Genomic DNA, 17,134 nt, shown 5'->3' with positions numbered 1-17,134 from the left:
CGGCGCCGCCGCACTGGCCATTTTCGGACCTGTGCCTGCAATGCCAGGGCAGTGGTGAGCCCCCCTACAATGGAGCGAACATTCGACCTCTCTCCCAGCGAAAGACCCTCCCGTGCAACCCACACCCGCCATCTTCAAGGCCTACGACATCCGCGGCATCGTCCCCTCCACCCTGAATGAAGAAGTGGCCCTGGGCCTGGGCCGGGCCTTTGGCACCGCGGCACGGGCCGAAGGCCAGACCACGGTGGCCGTGGGGCGCGACGGCCGGCTGTCCGGCCCGGCCATCAGCGGCGCCCTGGTACGCGGCCTGGTCGAAGCCGGCATTGAGGTGATCGACGTCGGCCTGGTCACCACGCCGCTCCTGTATTTCGCGGCCAGCACGTTGTGCGCCAGCGGCATCCAGGTCACGGGCAGCCACAACCCGCGTGATTACAACGGCTTCAAGATGGTGCTGAACGGCCGTGCCATCTATGGCGACGAAATCCAGGCCCTGCGCCACACCATGGAAGCCGAGAGCTGGCAGCTGCTGCCCGGCGGCAGCGTGCGCCATGTGGATGTGCTGGCGGCCTACCGCAAACGCATCGTGGACGATGTGAAGCTGGCCCGCCCCCTGAAGATCGTGGTCGATTGCGGCAACGGCATTGCCGGCGCCTCGGCCCCGGCCATCTTCCGCGCGCTGGGCTGCGAGGTGACCGAGCTGTTTTCCGAGGTGGACGGCAACTTCCCCAACCACCACCCCGACCCCAGCAAACCCGAAAACCTGCGCGACCTGATTGCCGCCCTGCAGGCCGGCGACGCCGAACTGGGCCTGGCCTTCGACGGCGACGGCGACCGGCTGGGTATTGTCACGCGCGATGGCTCCAATATCTTCCCCGACCGCCAGATGATGCTGTTCGCGCAGGATGTGCTCAGCCGCGTGCCGGGCGCACCCATCCTGTTCGACGTGAAATGCACCCAGCGCCTGGCGCCGGCCATTGCCGCCGCAGGCGGCCAGCCGGTGATGTACAAAACAGGGCATTCGCTCATCAAGGCGCGCATGAAAGAGCTCAGTTCACCCCTGGGCGGCGAGATGAGCGGCCACATCTTCTTCAAGGAGCGCTGGTTCGGCTTTGACGACGGTACCTATGCCGGCTGCCGCCTGCTCGAAATCCTTTCGCGCAGTGCCGACCCGGGCGCCGTGCTCAACGGCCTGCCCACCAGCTTCAGCACGCCCGAGCTCAACGTGGCCTGCGCCGAAGGCGAACCGCACCGCCTGACGGCCGAGCTGCAGGCACTGGCCGCCGAGAGCTTTGCGGCCCCGGCGCAGATCAACACCATCGACGGCCTGCGGGTGGACTGGCCCGATGGCTTTGGCCTGATCCGCGCCAGCAACACCACGCCCGTGCTGGTGCTGCGCTTCGAGGGTCACACGCCCGAGGCGCTGGCACGCATCGAGGCGGCCATGCTGGCCCTGCTGCACCGTGTGAAGCCCGATGCCCAGGTGGGCAGCGCGGCGCACTGAAGTGAAACACCCCCCTGAGCGACTTCGTCGCTTCCCCCCGCTCCCGCAGCGCTGCGCGCTGCGGGCAGGGGGACGCAGCCCTCGCTGCGGGGCGGCCCTTGCTTGGCTGCCTTGGCCTTGGGCCGCGCCAGTTTCATCCGATCCGGGTGGCATGCGGCATCCTGGAACGCAGAGATGAGCCTCGCACTCTGGCTGTACTCCGCCCTGACCTGGGCCGCCCAGCCGCTGGTGCGGCGCAAGCTGCGGCGCCGCGCCATCGCCGAGCCCGGCTACGGCCACGCGGTGGGCGAGCGCTTTGGCCGTTATGCGCGGCCTATCGACAGCCTGATTCCCCAAAGCAGCACCGACCCGCTGGGCCGGTTTGTGTGGATCCACGCCGTATCGCTGGGCGAAACCCGGGCCGCCGCCATCTTGCTGGCCGAGCTGCGCCGGCAGCTGCCCGGCATGCGCCTGCTGCTCACCCATGGCACCGCCACGGGCCGGGCCGAGGGCGAGAAACTGCTGTTGCCCGGCGACGTGCAGGTGTGGCAGCCCTGGGACACGCCGGGAGCAGTGCGCCGCTTCTTGCGCCAGTTCCGGCCCACCATCGGCATCCTCATGGAAACCGAGGTCTGGCCCAACCTAGTGGCGGGCTGCCGGCAGCGTGGCATACCGCTGGTGCTGGCCAATGCACGCTTCAATGAAAAATCGCTGCGCAAGTCGCTGCGGCTGGCGGCGCTGGCCCGTCCGGCCTATGGCGGCTTGGCGGCCGTCTGGGCCCAGACCGATGCCGACGCCGAGCGCCTGCAAGCCATCGGCGCGCCGGTGCAGGGTGTCTTTGGCAACCTCAAGTTCGACGTGGCGCCCGATGCCGGGCAACGGGCGCGGGGGCGTGCATGGCGCGCAGGCAGTGCCCGGCCCGTGGTCATGCTGGCCAGCAGCCGCGACGGTGAAGAATCGATGTGGCTGGCTGCCTTGAAGCACAAAAGCACTCCAGCGCTCAATGGGAAAGCGCTCGAAGCTATCAATAGTGAAGCAAATCGAGTGGATAAACCGGTCCAATGGCTGGTAGTGCCGCGCCACCCCCAGCGCTTTGCCGAAGTGCAGCAGCAGCTGTGCAGCGCTGGCCTGACCGTATCGAGCCGCAGCCAGTGGGCCGACGGCCCCGGGCCCGCCGATGTCTGGCTGGGCGACTCGCTGGGCGAAATGGTGCTGTATTACAGCCTGGCCGATGTGGCCTTGCTCGGCGGAAGCTTTGCGCCGCTGGGCGGGCAGAACCTGATCGAGGCCATTGCCTGCGGCTGCCCCGTGGTGCTGGGGCCACACACCTTCAACTTTGCCGAGGCAGCCACGCTGGCCTGTGAACAGGGCGTGGCGCACCGCGCGGAAGATATCGGGCAGGGGGTGGCGCTGGCCTGTGACCTGGCCACCGACGCCCCCCGGCTGGCCGTCGCCCGCGACCTGGCCCAGGAATTCATGCAGCAGCATCGCGGCGCAGCGCGGCTGACCGCCGCCGCCATCGCGGCCATGCTGGGCCTTGCTGCGGCGCCATGAAACGGCACGCAGTGGGGGCAAAAAATGCCGGGCCCGCAACTGTGTTTCAGGCCCGTGCCTGCCGGAAATGTCACCTTGCGTACTCGGCTTTGTGCCGACACGCCCGCAGCTGTGCCACAGTTCCTCCCACCGCTGGCTGATCATTGATGGGCGGCCCGACGCCGCTGCAAGACCCATGGACAAACACTACCTCACGCCGCTTTTTGCCCCCGCTTCCATTGCCATACTGGCGGGCAAGGCCGACGAACCCGAAAACCTCACCTCGTATGCGCAAGCGCTGCATCCGGCCCTGCGCGCGCAGCGCTTTGCCGGCAGCCTGCAGTTTGTCGATACCCACACCAGCGGCACGCTGGCCGACCTGGCGCAAAGAAAGGCCGATCTGGCCATCGTCGCACTGCCGCCCGCCGAGGTGCCGGCTGCGCTGGAAGTGGCGGGGCGCATCGGCTGCCGCGCGGCGCTGGTGCTGTCAAGCGGCATGGATGCCGACCGGGCCGCCCGCCTCAAGAAAATTGCGCGCCGCGAGGGCTTGTACCTGCTGGGCCCCAATTCACTCGGGTTCCAGCGGCCGCACCTGCAGCTCAATGCCAGCGCGGCCGGCCCGCTGGCGCGCGATGGCTCGCTGGCACTGGTGTGCCAGTCGGGCGCGCTCACGGCGTCGATCCTGGACTGGGCCCGCAACAACGCCGTAGGGTTCTCGACCGTGGTGTCGTTGGGGCCGAACACCGACGTGGACATTGCCCAGGTGCTCGACTTTCTGGCCCACGATGCGCGCACGCAGAGCATCGTCGTCTACATGGAAGGCATCTCCAACGCGCGCCGTTTCATGAGTGCGCTGCGCTCGGCCGCCAATGCCAAGCCGGTGGTGGTGCTCAAGGCCGGGCGCAAGCCGGCGGGCAATGAGGCCGCCCAGACGCACAGCGGCACCATCGTGGGCAGCGACGATGTGTTCGACGCCGCCTTGCGCCGCGCTGGCGCGGTGCGCGTGCGCTCGTTCGTCGAGTTGTTCTCGGCGGCCAAGTGCCTGGCTTCGCGCTACCGGCCGGTGGGCAAGCGCCTGGCCATCGTCACCAACGGCGGCGGGCCCGGCGTGCTGGCGGCCGACTGGGTCAATGAGATCCTGCTGAGCCTGGGCAAGCTGTCACCCGAATCGGCGCGTGCGCTGGCGCCTAAGTTGCCGCCCCTGGCGTCGCTGTCGGATCTGATCGACCTGTCGGAAGACGCTAGCGCCGAGCACTATCGCCTGGCCATCGAAGCGGCCTGCAAAGACCGGCAGGTGGATGGCGTGCTGGCCATCCACTCCCCCAAGGCTGGCTCGGACGCCTGTGCGGTGGCGACCGCGCTGGCCGAGGTCAAGCGCAGCATGAGCAAGCCGCTGTTGGCCTGCTGGATGGGCGACACCTCGGTGGTGCCGGCGCGCGCCATCTTGCTGGAGGCCGCCATCCCGAGCTTTCGCACGCCCGAGGCCGCCGTGGGGGCCTTTGGCAACATCGCGTCGTTCTACCAGAACCAGCAACTGCTGCAGCAGACGCCGCCACCGCTGTCCACGCTGGCCAAGCCCGACATTGAGGGCGCGCGCCTGGTCATCGAAAGCGTGCTGGCCGAGCGGCGCAAGGTGCTGACCGAGATGGAGTCCAAGACGCTGCTGGCGGCGTTCCACATTCCTGTGACCAAGACCATCCTGGCACGCAGCGCGCACGAAGCCATGATGATCGCCACGCAGATGGGCTTTCCGGTGGCGCTGAAGATCGACTCGCCCGACATCAGCCACAAATCCGACGTCGGCGGCGTGGCCCTGAACATCCACAACGGCACCGGCGCCCGCGATGCCTACACCGACATGGTGCAGCGCGTGGCCCGCCTACAACCCGATGCCCGCATCAACGGCGTGACGGTGCAGAACATGGCTGGCGCCCGGCGCGGGCGCGAGATCTGCATCGGCCTCGTCACCGACGACCCGTTCGGCCCGGTGATCACGTTTGGAGCGGGCGGCACCATGATCGAACTGATCAACGACCGCGCCATGGAGCTGCCCCCGCTCAACCAGTTTTTGGCACGGCGGCTGATCGAGCGCTCACGCGTGGCCGAAACGCTGGGTGAGTGGCGCGGCGCCAGCGCGGTGGACCATGACGCGCTGGAGCAAGTGCTGCTGCGCGTGTCGGAAATGGTGTGTGCCTTGCCCCAGCTGCGCGAGATGGACATCAATCCGCTCATCGTGGACGAGCAGGGCGTCGTGGCGGTGGATGCGCGCATTGCCATCGACCACGCGGCCAACACTTCGGGCGGGCGGGCCGACAGCTTCAGCCACCTGGCCATCCTGCCGTATCCCGCACGCTACGAACAACGGTGGCCCATGCGCGGGGGCGGCGAATACCTGGTGCGCCCCATCCATCCCGACGATGCGCAGATGCTGCAGCAGCTCGTGCAGCACCTGTCGCCCGAAAGCCGGTATTTCCGTTTCATCTCGTCGATGGTGGAACTGCCGGCCTCGATGCTGGCACGTTTCACCCTGATCGACTATGACCGCGAAATGGCGCTGGTGGCCGTATTCCGCGAACGCACGGTGGGCGATGACGGCGACAGCACCGAAACCGAGCGCATCGTGGGGGTGTCGCGCTACGTCACCAATCCCGACCAGTCGAGCTGCGAATTCGCACTGGTGGTGGCCGACGACTTCAATGGCAAGGGTCTGGGTTCGCGCCTGATGCTGAGCATCATGGATGTGGCGCGCGACAAGGGCCTGGCCGAAATGGAAGGCCTGGTGCTGGCCAACAACCCCGGCATGCTCAAGCTCATGCGCAGCCTGGGCTTTGTGGTCAAGCCCTATTCAGACGACGCAGATTTCAGGTTGGTCACCCACACCTTGTAGGCGCGCGCCCCTTGTTTTCAGGCAGGGACTGTGTGGTGGCTACGGCTGCTGCAGCAAACGGTTGATGGCTTCCACGTCCTCTTGCGCCAGGGTGCCGGCCGCCTGGCGCAGCTTGAGGGTGCCCAGCAGCACGTTGTAGCGCGCCTGCGCCAGATCGCGCTTGGTCTGGTAGAGCTGGCTTTGGGCATTGAGCACGTCGATGTTGATGCGCACACCCACCTGGTAGCCGAGCTTGTTGGCGTCGAGCGCGCTCTGGCTGGAGGCTTCGGCCGCTTCCAGGGCATGCACCTGGCCCTGGCCGGACTGCACGCCAAAGAAGGCGGCCCGGGTGGCCTGCGCCACGTTGCGGCGCGCGGTTTCGAGGTCGGCAGCGGCCTTTTCTTCGAGGGCCAGCGTTTCCTTGATGCGGTTCTGCACGGCAAAACCGGCAAAAAGCGGCAGGTTCAGGGCCACGCCCACGCTGGCATTGTTGGTGCGGCCGTTCATGCCCGGCGCGGTGACCGTGCCGTTGGGATTGCGCACGACGTTATAGCCGGCCTGCAGATCCACCGTGGGCAGATGCCCGGTGCCGGCCTTGCGGGTTTCCAGGCGCGCAATGTCCAGGGCGATCTGGGCCTGGCGCAAACCCGGCTGCTGCTCTTGCGCCGTCTGCACCCATTGCACCACGTTGTCGGGCTGCACGGTGGGCAGCGTCACCGGCTGGACCAGGGGCAGGGGCCGGGTGCCGGTCACGCCCACCAGCTGGTCGAGGGCCAGTTTTTTCACGCGCAGGTCGTTCTCGGCGGCAATTTCCTGGGCGATGACCAGGTCGTAGCGGGCCTGGGCCTCGCGCGAGTCGGTCACGGTGGAGGTGCCCACCTCGAAATTGCGCTTGGCGGAAGCCAGTTGCTCGGAAACGGCCGCTTTTTGCGCCTGCACGAAGGTGAGCGTGTCCTGGGCCGCGAGCACATCAAAGTAAGCCTGGCTGACGCGCACCAGCAGGTCCTGGGTTGCGGCGTCCAGCTGCGCAAGGGCCACATCGACGCCGCGCTGGCCCTGCTGGAAGTTGATGCGGTTGGCCGGACGGAACAAAGGCTGCGAGGCGCTCACCCCCAGGTTCTGCGAGCTGCCGTTGAAGTCCACGCTGGGGCGGGTGACTTCGGTGCTGGTGCGGGATACGCCGGCAGACAGGCCGGCACTGGGCAGCAGGCCGGCGCGGGCCTGTTCGGCGCGGCTGGAGGCCGCATCCAGCTGGAGCTTGGCCGCCTGCCATACGGTGTCGTAGCCACGCGCTGCGTCCACCAGTTGCAAAAGGCTCTGGGCCTGCGCCGGTGTGCAAAGGGCGGTGGCGAGGGCCAGGGGAAGTAGCCGAAGCAGGTTCATGGAGGTCCTTCAGGTCGATCTGGGCGCAAGGGGTGGCGCGAACAAGGTGGGCCAACGCATTTCAGTACCGTGGCACGCTGGTGTCGTGTTCGCGGGACCACGCATCGATGCCGCCCGTGATGTTGGCCAGCGTGCCAAAACCTTGCTGCGCCAGGAAAGCCGCCACGCGCAGGCTGCGGGCACCGTGGTGGCACAGGCACGCCAGGGGGCGGGAAGGGTCCAGCTCGGCCAGCCGGCCAGGCAGCTGCCCCATGGGAATCGCCACCAGTTCAAACCCGTCCGTGCGCACGCTGGCGGTTTGCAGCTCCCAGGGCTCGCGCACGTCCAGCACCAGCGGCTGGCCCGCGGCAGAGGCCTGTGCAAACCAGGCGGACAGCTGCGCGGGGCGGACATGGTCGATCATGCAGAACTCCTCGCCGCCCAATCAGAAGGAAAAGTCCGAAGGTTCGGCAAAGCCCACCAGGCGCGGCGCGACGGTGTCCCAGGGCTGGGTGGTGTCGAAACGGTCGCCCGTGCGGCGCACCAGCGTGAAGCGCATGACGGGCTCCTGGCCCACGATGGCGGCCAGGCGGCCACCTTCGCGCAGCATCGACAGCAGGTTCTGCGGAATGCTGGCCACGGAGCCACTGAGCACGATCACGTCGAACGGGCCTTCGGGCACGGCATCGCGGGAGCCGTCTGACACGCGCACATGGGCGTTGGCGATGCCGGCACGCTGAAGGTTGTCTTGCGCCATCTCGGCCAGCGCGGGCACGATTTCGAGCGAGACCACGCTCTCCGCACGCTGGGCCAGCAGCGCCGCCATGTAGCCCGAGCCGGCACCGATTTCCAGCACGCGGTCGGTGGGCAAGATCTTCAGGTCTTGCAGCATGCGTGCTTCCAGGCGCGGCTGCAGCATGCTGTGGCCCAGGCGAACGGCTTCCGTGGCGTCGCTGCCCAGCAAGGGGATTTCGATGTCCATGAAGGCCATGCTGCGGCAGGCCGGGGGCACGAATTCTTCGCGGCGTACCACCGCCAGCAGCTCCAGCACGTCGGCATCGAGCACGTTCCAGGGGCGGATCTGCTGCTCGATCATGTTGTAGCGGGCCTGTTCAACGGGATCGCTGATGTTGGCAGACGTGTTCAGAGGCATGTTCATGGAATCTCTCCAGGGGAAGACGGGTCAGGACAAACCCTTGATTTTAGGGGCCACGGACGCAGGCTGGTCGCGGCCCAGGCGGACAAGTGCCCAGCGGGCCAGATCGTCCATGTAGCAATACACCACCGGCACCACCACCAGCGTCAACAGCGAGGAGGTGATCACGCCGCCAATCACGGCCTGGCCCATGGGCGCGCGCTGCTCCGAGCCCTCGGACAGCGCAAACGCCAGTGGCACCATGCCAAAAATCATGGCCAGCGTGGTCATGAGGATGGGGCGCAGCCGCACGCGGGCGGCCAGCAGCAGGGCCTCGGCGCGCGGCAGGCCGGGCACGGTGTGGCCGGCATCGTCGATATGTTCCGCGCGGGCACGGATGGCAAAGTCCACCAGCAAGATGGCATTCTTGGTGACCAGGCCCATCAGCATCACCACCCCGATGATGGAGAACATCGACAGCGTGGAGCGGAACATCAGCAGCGCCAGCACCACGCCGATCAGCGTGAGCGGCAGCGAGGTCATCAGCGCCAGCGGCTGCAGGAAGCTCTTGAACTGGCTGGCCAGGATCATGTAGATGAACACAATGGCCAGCACCAGCGCCGAGATGGCGTAACCGAACGACTCCGCCATGTTCTTGGTGGAGCCGCCAAACTGGTAACGGTAACCGGGGGGAAAGGCCACGCTGTCGAGCGCTTTCTTGATGTCATTCGACACCTCGCCCGCCGATCGGTCGGCCACGTTGGCCGTCACGGCCACCTCGCGCGTGAGGTCGCGCCGGTTGATCTGGTTGGCGCCGGTGGATTCGCTCACCCGGGCCACCTGGTTCAGGCGCACGATGCGCGTGCCGCCATCGGCTGACGCCAGCGCAAAGGGCAGGTGCTCCAGGTCCTGCGGCGTGGTGCGGGCCTCGGGGGCCAGGCGCACGTTCACGTCGTAGGTCTGGTCGTCGGGCGCGCGCCAGTTGCCCACCGTGGTGCCCGCCACCAGCGTGCGCAGCGAGGCGGCCAGCTGCGCCACCGACACCCCCAGGTCCGAGGCCGCATCGCGCTGCACATCGAGCGCGATCACGGGCTTGTCGGGCTTGGCGCTGGTGTCGAGGTCCACCAGGCCCGGAATGCCGTGGATCTTTTCGGAAACGATTCTTGTCAGGCGCTCCAGCTCCTGCAGGTCCGGCCCCTGCAGCGAAAACTCCACCTGCTTTTGGCCGCCCACCGGGTCGAGCAGGCCCACATGGGTGACGGTGATGCCCGGCACCTGCGCCAGGCGCTCGCGCAGCACGCCCGACATGGCGTCCACACTGCGGCTGCGGTCCTTGCGGTCCACCAGGCGCACGTAGATGCTGGCGTACATCTTGCCTTGCGCAGTGCCGGTATTAAGGGTGGACAGCGTGTAGCGCACCTCGGGAAACCCGCGCAGAATGCCCTCCACCTGGCGCGCCTTGGCCTCGGTGGCTTCGAGCGACGAGCCCACGGGTGTGTAGAAATTGACGGTGGTCTCCGAAAAATCGGCCTTGGGAACAAACTCGGTGCCCAGCAGCGGCACCATGAAGACACTCAGCACAAAAATGGCCAGCGCAATGCCCAGGGTGGCGAGCTTGTGCACCAGCGACCAGCGCAGAATGCCCTGGTAGGCCTCGGCCAGGGCATCGGTGGCGCGGTCGAACCAGCCCGTCACGCGGCCGATGGTCCTGTCGTAGAACGTGACCGGCTCGGTGTGTTGCCCATGCGCATGGATGCTGGGGTCATGCCAGATGCTCGACAGCATGGGGTCGAGCGTGAAGCTGACAAACATCGAGATCAGCACCGCCGCCACGATGGTGATGCCGAACTCATGGAAGAACTTGCCGATGATGCCGCCCATGAACCCGATGGGCAGGAACACCGCCACGATGGACAGCGTGGTGGCCAGCACGGCCAGGCCAATTTCCTGCGTGCCATCCATGGCCGCCTGGTAGGCGTTTTTGTCCATCTGCACATGGCGCACGATGTTCTCGCGCACCACGATGGCATCGTCGATCAGCAGGCCCACGCACAGGGAGAGCGCCATCAGCGTGATCATGTTGATGGTGAAGCCGCACAGGTTCATGAACAAAAACGTGCCGATCAGCGCAATCGGCAGCGTGAGGCCCGTGATGACGGTGGAACGCCACGAGTTCAGAAACAAAAACACGATCAGCACCGTGAGCAGGGCACCCTCGATCAGCGTCTGGCGCACGTTGTTCACGGCCACGCGAATCGGGCGGGCACTGTCGCCAATGGTTTCCAGGCGCACGCCGGGCGGCAGCTGGCGCTGGAGTTCTGCCACGGCGGCATTCAGGCCGTCCACCACTTCGATGGTGTTTTCGCCCTGTGACTTCTGCACCGACAGCAGCAGCGTGCGTTCGCCGTTGTATAGCGCCAGGCTTTCCACTTCCTGCGCGCCGTCGTTGACGCGGGCCACCTGTTCCACCCGCACGGGGGCGCCCCCGCTGGCTTGACCGGCGGCTCCTGTGCCTTTGCGCGCCACGATAATGCGGCCAAAATCTTCGGGGCGCTGCATGCGCGCGTCGATCTGCACCACGCGCTCCTGCGCGAGGGACCGGATGGCGCCCACGGGCAGATCCTGGTTTTCGTTGCGCACGGCAGCCACCACCTGGTCGGGGGTCACGCCGAAGGCTTCGAGCGCCTGCGGGTTCAGGTAGATGTTGATCTCGCGCCGGGTGGCACCCACCAGGTTCACGGCGCCCACGCCGCGCACGTTTTCCAGCCGTTTCTTCAGGATCTGCTCGGCCCAGGTGGTCAGCTTGACCGCGGAGGGAGCCGTTGTGCCAGCCTTGTCGTCGGGCAGCACGGCGAGCGACCACACGGCACGGCTGGCCGGGTCAAACCGCAGCACGCGCGGCTCTTTCACCTCGGTGCGCAGGGTGGGGCGAACAATGGCCACCTTCTCGCGCACGTCTTCGGCCGCCTTGCGGCCATCGATGTGCAGCTGAAACTCGATGATGACGACGGCGGTGCCCTCGTAGCTGCGCGAGGTGAGGGCGTTGATGCCGGCAATCGAGTTGACGCTTTCCTCGATCTTCTTGGTGACCTCGCTCTCCACGATTTCCGGCGAAGCACCGGGGTAGTCCACCGTGACCACCACCACCGGAAAGTCGATGTCCGGAAACTGGTCGACCTTGAGGCGCTGGTAAGAAAACAGGCCCAGCACCACGATGGCGAGCATCACCATGGTGGCGAACACCGGGTTTTTCAGGCTGACCTGGGTGAACCACATGGCTGCTTACGGTGCGGCGCGCGATGCAGAAGCTGCGGCCGGGGTGGCGGGCGTGCTTTCCTGGATCTCGTGGATGCGCACGGGCGTTCCCGCGCGCAGCGAACCCATGCGCCCGGCCACCACCGCCGTGCCCTCGGGCACGCCCTCGACCGCCACCAGCGTGTCGCCCCCCACCACCGCACGCTGGCCGGTCTTGACCGGCAGATACGCCACACGGCCGCTTTGCACCACCTGCACGTAGGGCGCCGGTTTGTCGGTGCGCACGGCATCCAGTGGCAGTGCCAGCACCTCGGCGTGCCCCGTGTCGAGCGCGCCCTGCACAAACAGCCCCTGGCGCAGCACCGATGCCGCCGCGCCCTGCTCGATGACCAGGTACACCGGCACGGTGCGGCTGCCGGCTTGGGCGCTGGGGTTGATGCGGGCCACCGTGGCCACGATGGGGCTGGCCACGCCCTCGATGTGCAGGCGGGCCTTTTGCCCCACGCGCACGGCCCATGAGTCGGCCGGGCTCAGCAGGGCTTCGAGTTCCAGCCGCGACAGGTCCACCACCTCGACGATGCGGGCATCCACCCCCACGCGCTCGCCGGGCTGTGCCAGCCGCTGCGACACCTGGCCCGTCAGCGGGCTGCGCAGCACGGTGTCGTCCAGCGCCTTGCGCGCCACATCGGCAGCGGCCAGCGCCGCCTGGTAGGTCGATTGCGCGGCCTCCAGGCTGGCCTGCGAGGTGGCCAGCGCCGTGGCAGAAATAAAGCCCTGGTCCACCAGCGCGCGGTTGTTGGTGAACTGGCGCTGGCTGATATCCACCTGCGCTTTGGCGGCATCGGCCTGCTGCTGGGCCTGGCGCAGACGGGCCCGCGCCTCGGTGGCGTCGATGCGGGCGATTTCCTGCCCGGCGCGCACGCTGTCGCCCTCGCTCAGGGTCAGGCCCTGCAGCTCGCCCGCCGCGCGGGCCCTGACCATGGCGGATTCAACGGCGCGCAGCGCGCCCGACACCGGCACCGCGAGGGCAAGGCTTTGGCGCCGCACAATGACCATCTCGCCCGGCGCCAGATCCAGCGCGGCTTCCTTGCCCTGCACGCTCGATTCGGTCAGGGCCTTTTGCTGCGCCTGCCGCGCGGCCAGTGCGCGCCAGACGCCGCCGCCCACCAGCACTACGGTGGTGGCAACAGCCATCCAGACAATCCAGCGTTTCATGGCGATCAGGTCGTTGAAGGACCGGAGGAGGGCGCAGTCGCGCACAGGCCGTGCAGGATGTTGTCGGCCTGCATGGCCAGGTATTTTTCGGGGTCCAGGCTCTGGGTATCCGGCACGCAGGCGCCCATGGAGTGCTTCCACAGCATGAGGAAGATCATCGGGGCCAGCACCAGATACACCGCGCAGTCCATGTCGAGCGGCCGGAACTCGTTGCGGTCCACACCACGCTGCAGGATGCGGCGGATCAGCGCCTGGCCCGGGCCCATCACCTCGCGCTGGTAGAACTGGGTGATTTCAGGAAAATGGTGCGCTTCGCTCAGCATGAGCTTGGTGATGCCCGAGGCCTTGGTGCTGCCGATGCGCTCCCACCACACCTGATAGCAGTAGCGCAGCAGGTCGTCGGTGCTGCCCTCGAAGGCGTCGAGCTCCAGCGTCCATTCGGCAAAACGGCCCGCGATGTTTTCGCGCACCACGGCCTTGAACAGCTCTTCCTTGCTTGGAAAGTACAGAAACAGCGTGCCTTTGGACACCCCCGCACGCGCCGCCACCTCATCCACCCGGGTGGCCGCAAAGCCTTTTTCGACAAACAGATCCAGCGCGGCCTCGATGAGTTCGCCGGGGCGCGCCTGCTTGCGCCGTTCGCGTTTGGCCACCGTGCCGGGAAGAGGGGAAGATTCGGACTGCATCTGTTAATGACTGACTGGTTAGTAATGTAGCCAGCGCTCGCAACAGCGTCAATTCATAATGCGGCGCTGCACATCCACTGAGGCAAGGAAACTTCCATGACACAGCAAACCATCACGCTCGGCGGCGGTTGTTTTTGGTGCACCGAAGCGGTTTTTGTCCGCGTGCGCGGCATCACCGACGTGGAAAGCGGCTACACCAACGGCCACACCATCCACCCCAGCTACGAGCAGATCTGCCAAGGCGACACCGGCCACGCCGAGGTGGTGCGCCTGGCGTTTGATGCCGACGCCATCAGCCTGCAGGAGATCCTCGAAATCTTCTTCCACACCCACGACCCCACCACCCTCAATCGCCAGGGCAACGATGTGGGCACGCAATACCGCAGCGGCATCTATTACGAGACCCCCGAGCACGGCAAGATTGCCAACGATATGATTCGCCAGATGTCGCAAGACAAGCTGTTTGGCGCGCCCATCACCACCGAGGTGCAGCCGCTGGCCAACTACAGCGTGGCCGAGGCCTACCACCAGGACTACTTTGCCAACCATCCGAACGCCGGTTATTGCGCGTTTGTGGTGGGACCGAAAGTGGAGAAGTTTCGCAAGACGTTTGCACGGTATCTAAAGCCCGACTGAACCGACGCTGGCAAAGATCCGAATAAAATCGGGCTATAGCGCTCGACCCGCAAGCGCGAGCAGCTATAAAAGTAATATCAAAGTGAGTCTGCCAGCAGCCCCCACCGCCCTTTCAACCCTGCAGGCCATGGCCCGCCGGGTGGGCATGCACGGGCGCTGGCGGCAGCAGCTCTCGGCCCGGGCTGCCTTGACCTGGCTGCTGCTGGCACTGGTCATCGCCCCCACCGTGGGCCGCCTGCACGAGGTGGCCCACGGTGGGCGCAGCAACCCGGTGCACGCGGGGCATGCCCCGCAGGTGGCGGCCTCCCAAGGCGGCACGGTCAGGGCACATGTGGCAGACGCCGACACAGGCCTGCTGCAGGCACTTTGGGGCGACCATGCCGCGCCCGACTGCCTTTTGCTCGACCAATTGGCCCTGGGCGATGCCTTGCACAGCGCCCCCATGGCGCTGCCAGCTGTGGTGCCCGCGCAAGCGCGGCGGGCCTACCGCTCCGAACCCGTCCTGCTGCGGTGGTTTACGCCGCTCCAGGCACGCGGCCCCCCCGCGGCCTGACACCCGCAGCCACCACACTGCGGCCCGGCTGCACCGCAGCACGCGCTGTTTACTTCTTATTTCATAGCTATTGGCGCTTGATGATCAGGCGCTACAGCCGCTTTTTATTCCATTTTCATGCCCCGACGCATGAAACCATGCCCCTGCGCCAGGCCCAGGCCGCGCCGGTGCGCGCACCTCTTTTCAGAAACACCATGAACCTCCTTGCACACGCACACAGCACCCGCAGCCGCAGCCGCCGCCACCCGGCCCTGCGCCCCGTCGCGCTGGCCGCCATCCTCACGCTGTCGGGCACCAGCCTGGCCCATGCGCAGGCCGCGCCACCCACCGAAGCACCCGGCCTGCCCCCCGTCACCGTGTCCGCCAGCGGCCTGCAACTGGGCGCCAGCGACATGACCACCCCCACCACCGTGCTGGAAGGCGACGAACTCGTGCGCCGCCGCGAGGCCACCCTGGGCGAAACGCTCAGCAGCGAGCCCGGTATCACCAGCAGCCACTTTGGCGCCGGTGCCAGCCGCCCCATCATTCGCGGCATGGACGGCCCGCGCGTCAAGCTGCTGAGCGACGGTGCCGAACTGCACGACGCTTCCACCATCAGCCCCGACCACGCCGTGGTCTCCGAACCCCTGCTGGCCACGCAGATCGAGGTGCTGCGCGGCCCCTCGGCCCTGGTCTATGGCAACGGCGCCGTGGGCGGCGTGGTCAATGTGCTGGATGGCAAAGTGCCCACCGCCATCCCGCAAAAGGGTTACGAGGGCAGTGCCGAGCTGCGTGCCAACTCGGGCGCGGGCGAGGGGGCAGGGGCCTTCTCGCTCACCGGCGGGGCTGGCAACCTGGCCGTGCACGTCGAAGGCGTGGCGCGGGACGCGGGAGACTACCGCGTGGGCAAGGGCTGGTCGGGCGGCAGCAAAGTGCCGGGCAGCTTCAACCGCACGGACACCGGCAGCGTGGGCCTGTCGTGGGTGGGTGACCAGGGCTACCTGGGCGCGGCCTACACCCGCCAGACCGCCAAATACGGTTTGCCAGGCCACAACCACAGCCTTGACGGCTGCCACGCCGATGGCGACCACTTGCACTGCGGCGCGCACGCAGGCGAAGAGGACGACGACCATGGCGCCGAAGCGCCTGGCGACGTGCCCGTGGTCGACCTGCGCAGCGAGCGCCTCGACATCCGGGGCGAGCTGCGCAATCCGTTCGCCGGCTTCACGGCACTGCGGCTGCGGGCGGGCGTTACCGACTACAGGCACGACGAGATCGAGGACGGCGCCATCGGCACCACCTTCAAAAACAAGGCCTACGACACCCGCATCGAGCTGCAGCACGCACCCGTGGCCGGCTTCAAGGGCGTGATCGGCCTGCAAACCTCGCAACGCAAGTTCAGCGCCGACGGCGAAGAGGCCTATGTCGAGCCCACCATCACCCGCAAGCTGGGCTTCTTTGCGCTGGAGGAAGTCCGCCTGGGCGACTGGCGCCTTGAAGCCGCCCTGCGCCACGACCGCCAGACGGCCGAGGCCCAGACCAGTGGCATCGAGCGCAGCCACAACGGCACGTCCGCATCGCTGGGCGCGGTGTGGAAGTTCACGCCCGGCTACCAGCTGGGCACCTCGTTCACCCGCGCCAGCCGCGCCCCCACCGCCGAAGAGCTGTACGCCCAGGGCCTGCACATGGCCACCAGCACCTACGAACGCGGCAACGCCGACCTGAAGTCCGAGATCTCGCAGAACATCGACCTCAGCCTGCGCAAGACCAGCGGCGACACCACCTTTGGTGTGAGCCTCTTCAGGAACCGCATCAGCAACTACATCTACGGCCGCACACTCGACGAGGTAGATGGCCTGCAACTGCTGCAATACAGCCAGCAGGATGCCACCTTCACCGGCATCGAAGGCCAGGTGCGCCAGCGCCTGAACCGCCATCTGGGCATCACCCTTTTTGGCGACACCGTGCGCGCCAAACAGGACGGCGGCGGTCTGCTGCCCCGCATCCCCGCCACCCGCGCAGGGGTGCGGTTGGACGCCAGCTGGCAGGCCTGGGAAAGCCAGGTCGAATGGGTGCAGGTGGCGCGCCAGAACCGCGTGGCCGAGTTTGAAACCGCCACGCCCGGCTACGGCATGCTGAACCTGGGCGTGAGCTACAACGGCCAGCTGAGCAGCGGCGCGCCGTGGCAGGTGTATCTGAAGGCGAACAACCTGACGGACCGGCTGGCGTATGCACACACCTCGTTCATCAAGAATGCCGCGCCGCTGATGGGGCGGAATGTGACGGTGGGGGTGAAGGTGGCGTTTTGACGTTGCTGGAGTTTTGATGTGACGTAAAGCGACCGTGCTGGCAGTGGGAGCCTTGCCCGTCCGGTCGCTATTTTTGGGTCAGATCTTGGGGTTTGGATGACGCCCTGCGACCTGTTGCGTAAGTA

At 67.0% G+C, this 17,134-nt stretch carries 12 protein-coding genes; 6 read left to right on the top strand and 6 right to left on the bottom strand.

Annotation, left to right across the window (positions count from 1 at the left end):
- The first annotated feature begins 112 nt into the window (after positions 1-112).
- From AC1Q5S_RS18730 to AC1Q5S_RS18720, 3 genes are all read left to right on the top strand, one after another.
- Complete coding sequence (locus AC1Q5S_RS18730) at positions 113-1,501, top strand: phosphomannomutase/phosphoglucomutase (RefSeq protein ID WP_492239223.1); 1,389 nt, start codon at positions 113-115, stop codon at positions 1,499-1,501.
- Between the two features lie 174 nt (positions 1,502-1,675).
- A complete protein-coding gene (locus AC1Q5S_RS18725; RefSeq protein ID WP_492239222.1) occupies positions 1,676-3,034 on the top strand; it encodes a 3-deoxy-D-manno-octulosonic acid transferase in 1,359 nt (452 codons plus the stop codon).
- A gap of 175 nt (positions 3,035-3,209) precedes the next feature.
- Entirely contained in the window at positions 3,210-5,900 is a 2,691-nt protein-coding gene (locus AC1Q5S_RS18720) for a bifunctional acetate--CoA ligase family protein/GNAT family N-acetyltransferase (protein WP_492239221.1), read from the top strand.
- Between the two features lie 39 nt (positions 5,901-5,939).
- Here the strand turns inward: AC1Q5S_RS18720 and AC1Q5S_RS18715 are convergent, their stop codons facing one another.
- The 6 genes from AC1Q5S_RS18715 to AC1Q5S_RS18690 form a co-directional block, all read right to left on the bottom strand.
- On the bottom strand, positions 5,940-7,262 hold the full coding sequence (locus AC1Q5S_RS18715; protein ID WP_492239220.1) for a TolC family outer membrane protein: 1,323 nt from the start codon (positions 7,260-7,262) through the stop codon (positions 5,940-5,942).
- A 61-nt stretch (positions 7,263-7,323) separates the two neighbouring features.
- Positions 7,324-7,665: a rhodanese-like domain-containing protein gene (locus AC1Q5S_RS18710; protein ID WP_303836054.1), complete on the bottom strand. Its 342-nt coding sequence runs from the start codon at positions 7,663-7,665 to the stop codon at positions 7,324-7,326.
- Between the two features lie 21 nt (positions 7,666-7,686).
- Complete coding sequence (locus AC1Q5S_RS18705) at positions 7,687-8,400, bottom strand: protein-L-isoaspartate O-methyltransferase family protein (protein ID WP_422203294.1); 714 nt, start codon at positions 8,398-8,400, stop codon at positions 7,687-7,689.
- A 24-nt stretch (positions 8,401-8,424) separates the two neighbouring features.
- Entirely contained in the window at positions 8,425-11,652 is a 3,228-nt protein-coding gene (locus tag AC1Q5S_RS18700) for an efflux RND transporter permease subunit (protein ID WP_492239219.1), read from the bottom strand.
- Positions 11,653-11,658: 6 nt separating this feature from the next.
- Positions 11,659-12,846, bottom strand: a complete 1,188-nt coding sequence (locus AC1Q5S_RS18695) for an efflux RND transporter periplasmic adaptor subunit (protein ID WP_492239218.1) — start codon at positions 12,844-12,846, stop codon at positions 11,659-11,661.
- Positions 12,847-12,851: 5 nt separating this feature from the next.
- Positions 12,852-13,532, bottom strand: coding sequence for a TetR/AcrR family transcriptional regulator (locus tag AC1Q5S_RS18690; protein WP_303836062.1), 681 nt, complete (start codon positions 13,530-13,532; stop codon positions 12,852-12,854).
- 96 nt (positions 13,533-13,628) lie between these two features.
- On the opposite strand from AC1Q5S_RS18690, the gene msrA reads away from it, so the two are divergent.
- The 3 genes from msrA (at position 13,629) to AC1Q5S_RS18675 (ending at position 17,009) form a co-directional block, all read left to right on the top strand.
- Positions 13,629-14,168, top strand: a complete 540-nt coding sequence (gene msrA, locus AC1Q5S_RS18685; protein WP_303836064.1) for a peptide-methionine (S)-S-oxide reductase MsrA — start codon at positions 13,629-13,631, stop codon at positions 14,166-14,168.
- A gap of 82 nt (positions 14,169-14,250) precedes the next feature.
- Positions 14,251-14,721 carry a hypothetical protein gene (locus AC1Q5S_RS18680; protein WP_492239217.1) on the top strand — a complete coding sequence of 157 codons (471 nt, stop codon included), beginning with the start codon at positions 14,251-14,253 and terminating at the stop codon, positions 14,719-14,721.
- Between the two features lie 194 nt (positions 14,722-14,915).
- Positions 14,916-17,009 (top strand): TonB-dependent receptor domain-containing protein, encoded by a 2,094-nt coding sequence (locus AC1Q5S_RS18675; RefSeq protein ID WP_422205450.1) that lies wholly within the window; start codon positions 14,916-14,918, stop codon positions 17,007-17,009.
- Positions 17,010-17,134 lie beyond the last annotated feature (125 nt).

Source organism: Acidovorax sp. GW835-FHT14B10 (assembly GCF_058793725.1).
This window is presented reverse-complemented; position numbering and strand designations above follow the sequence as displayed.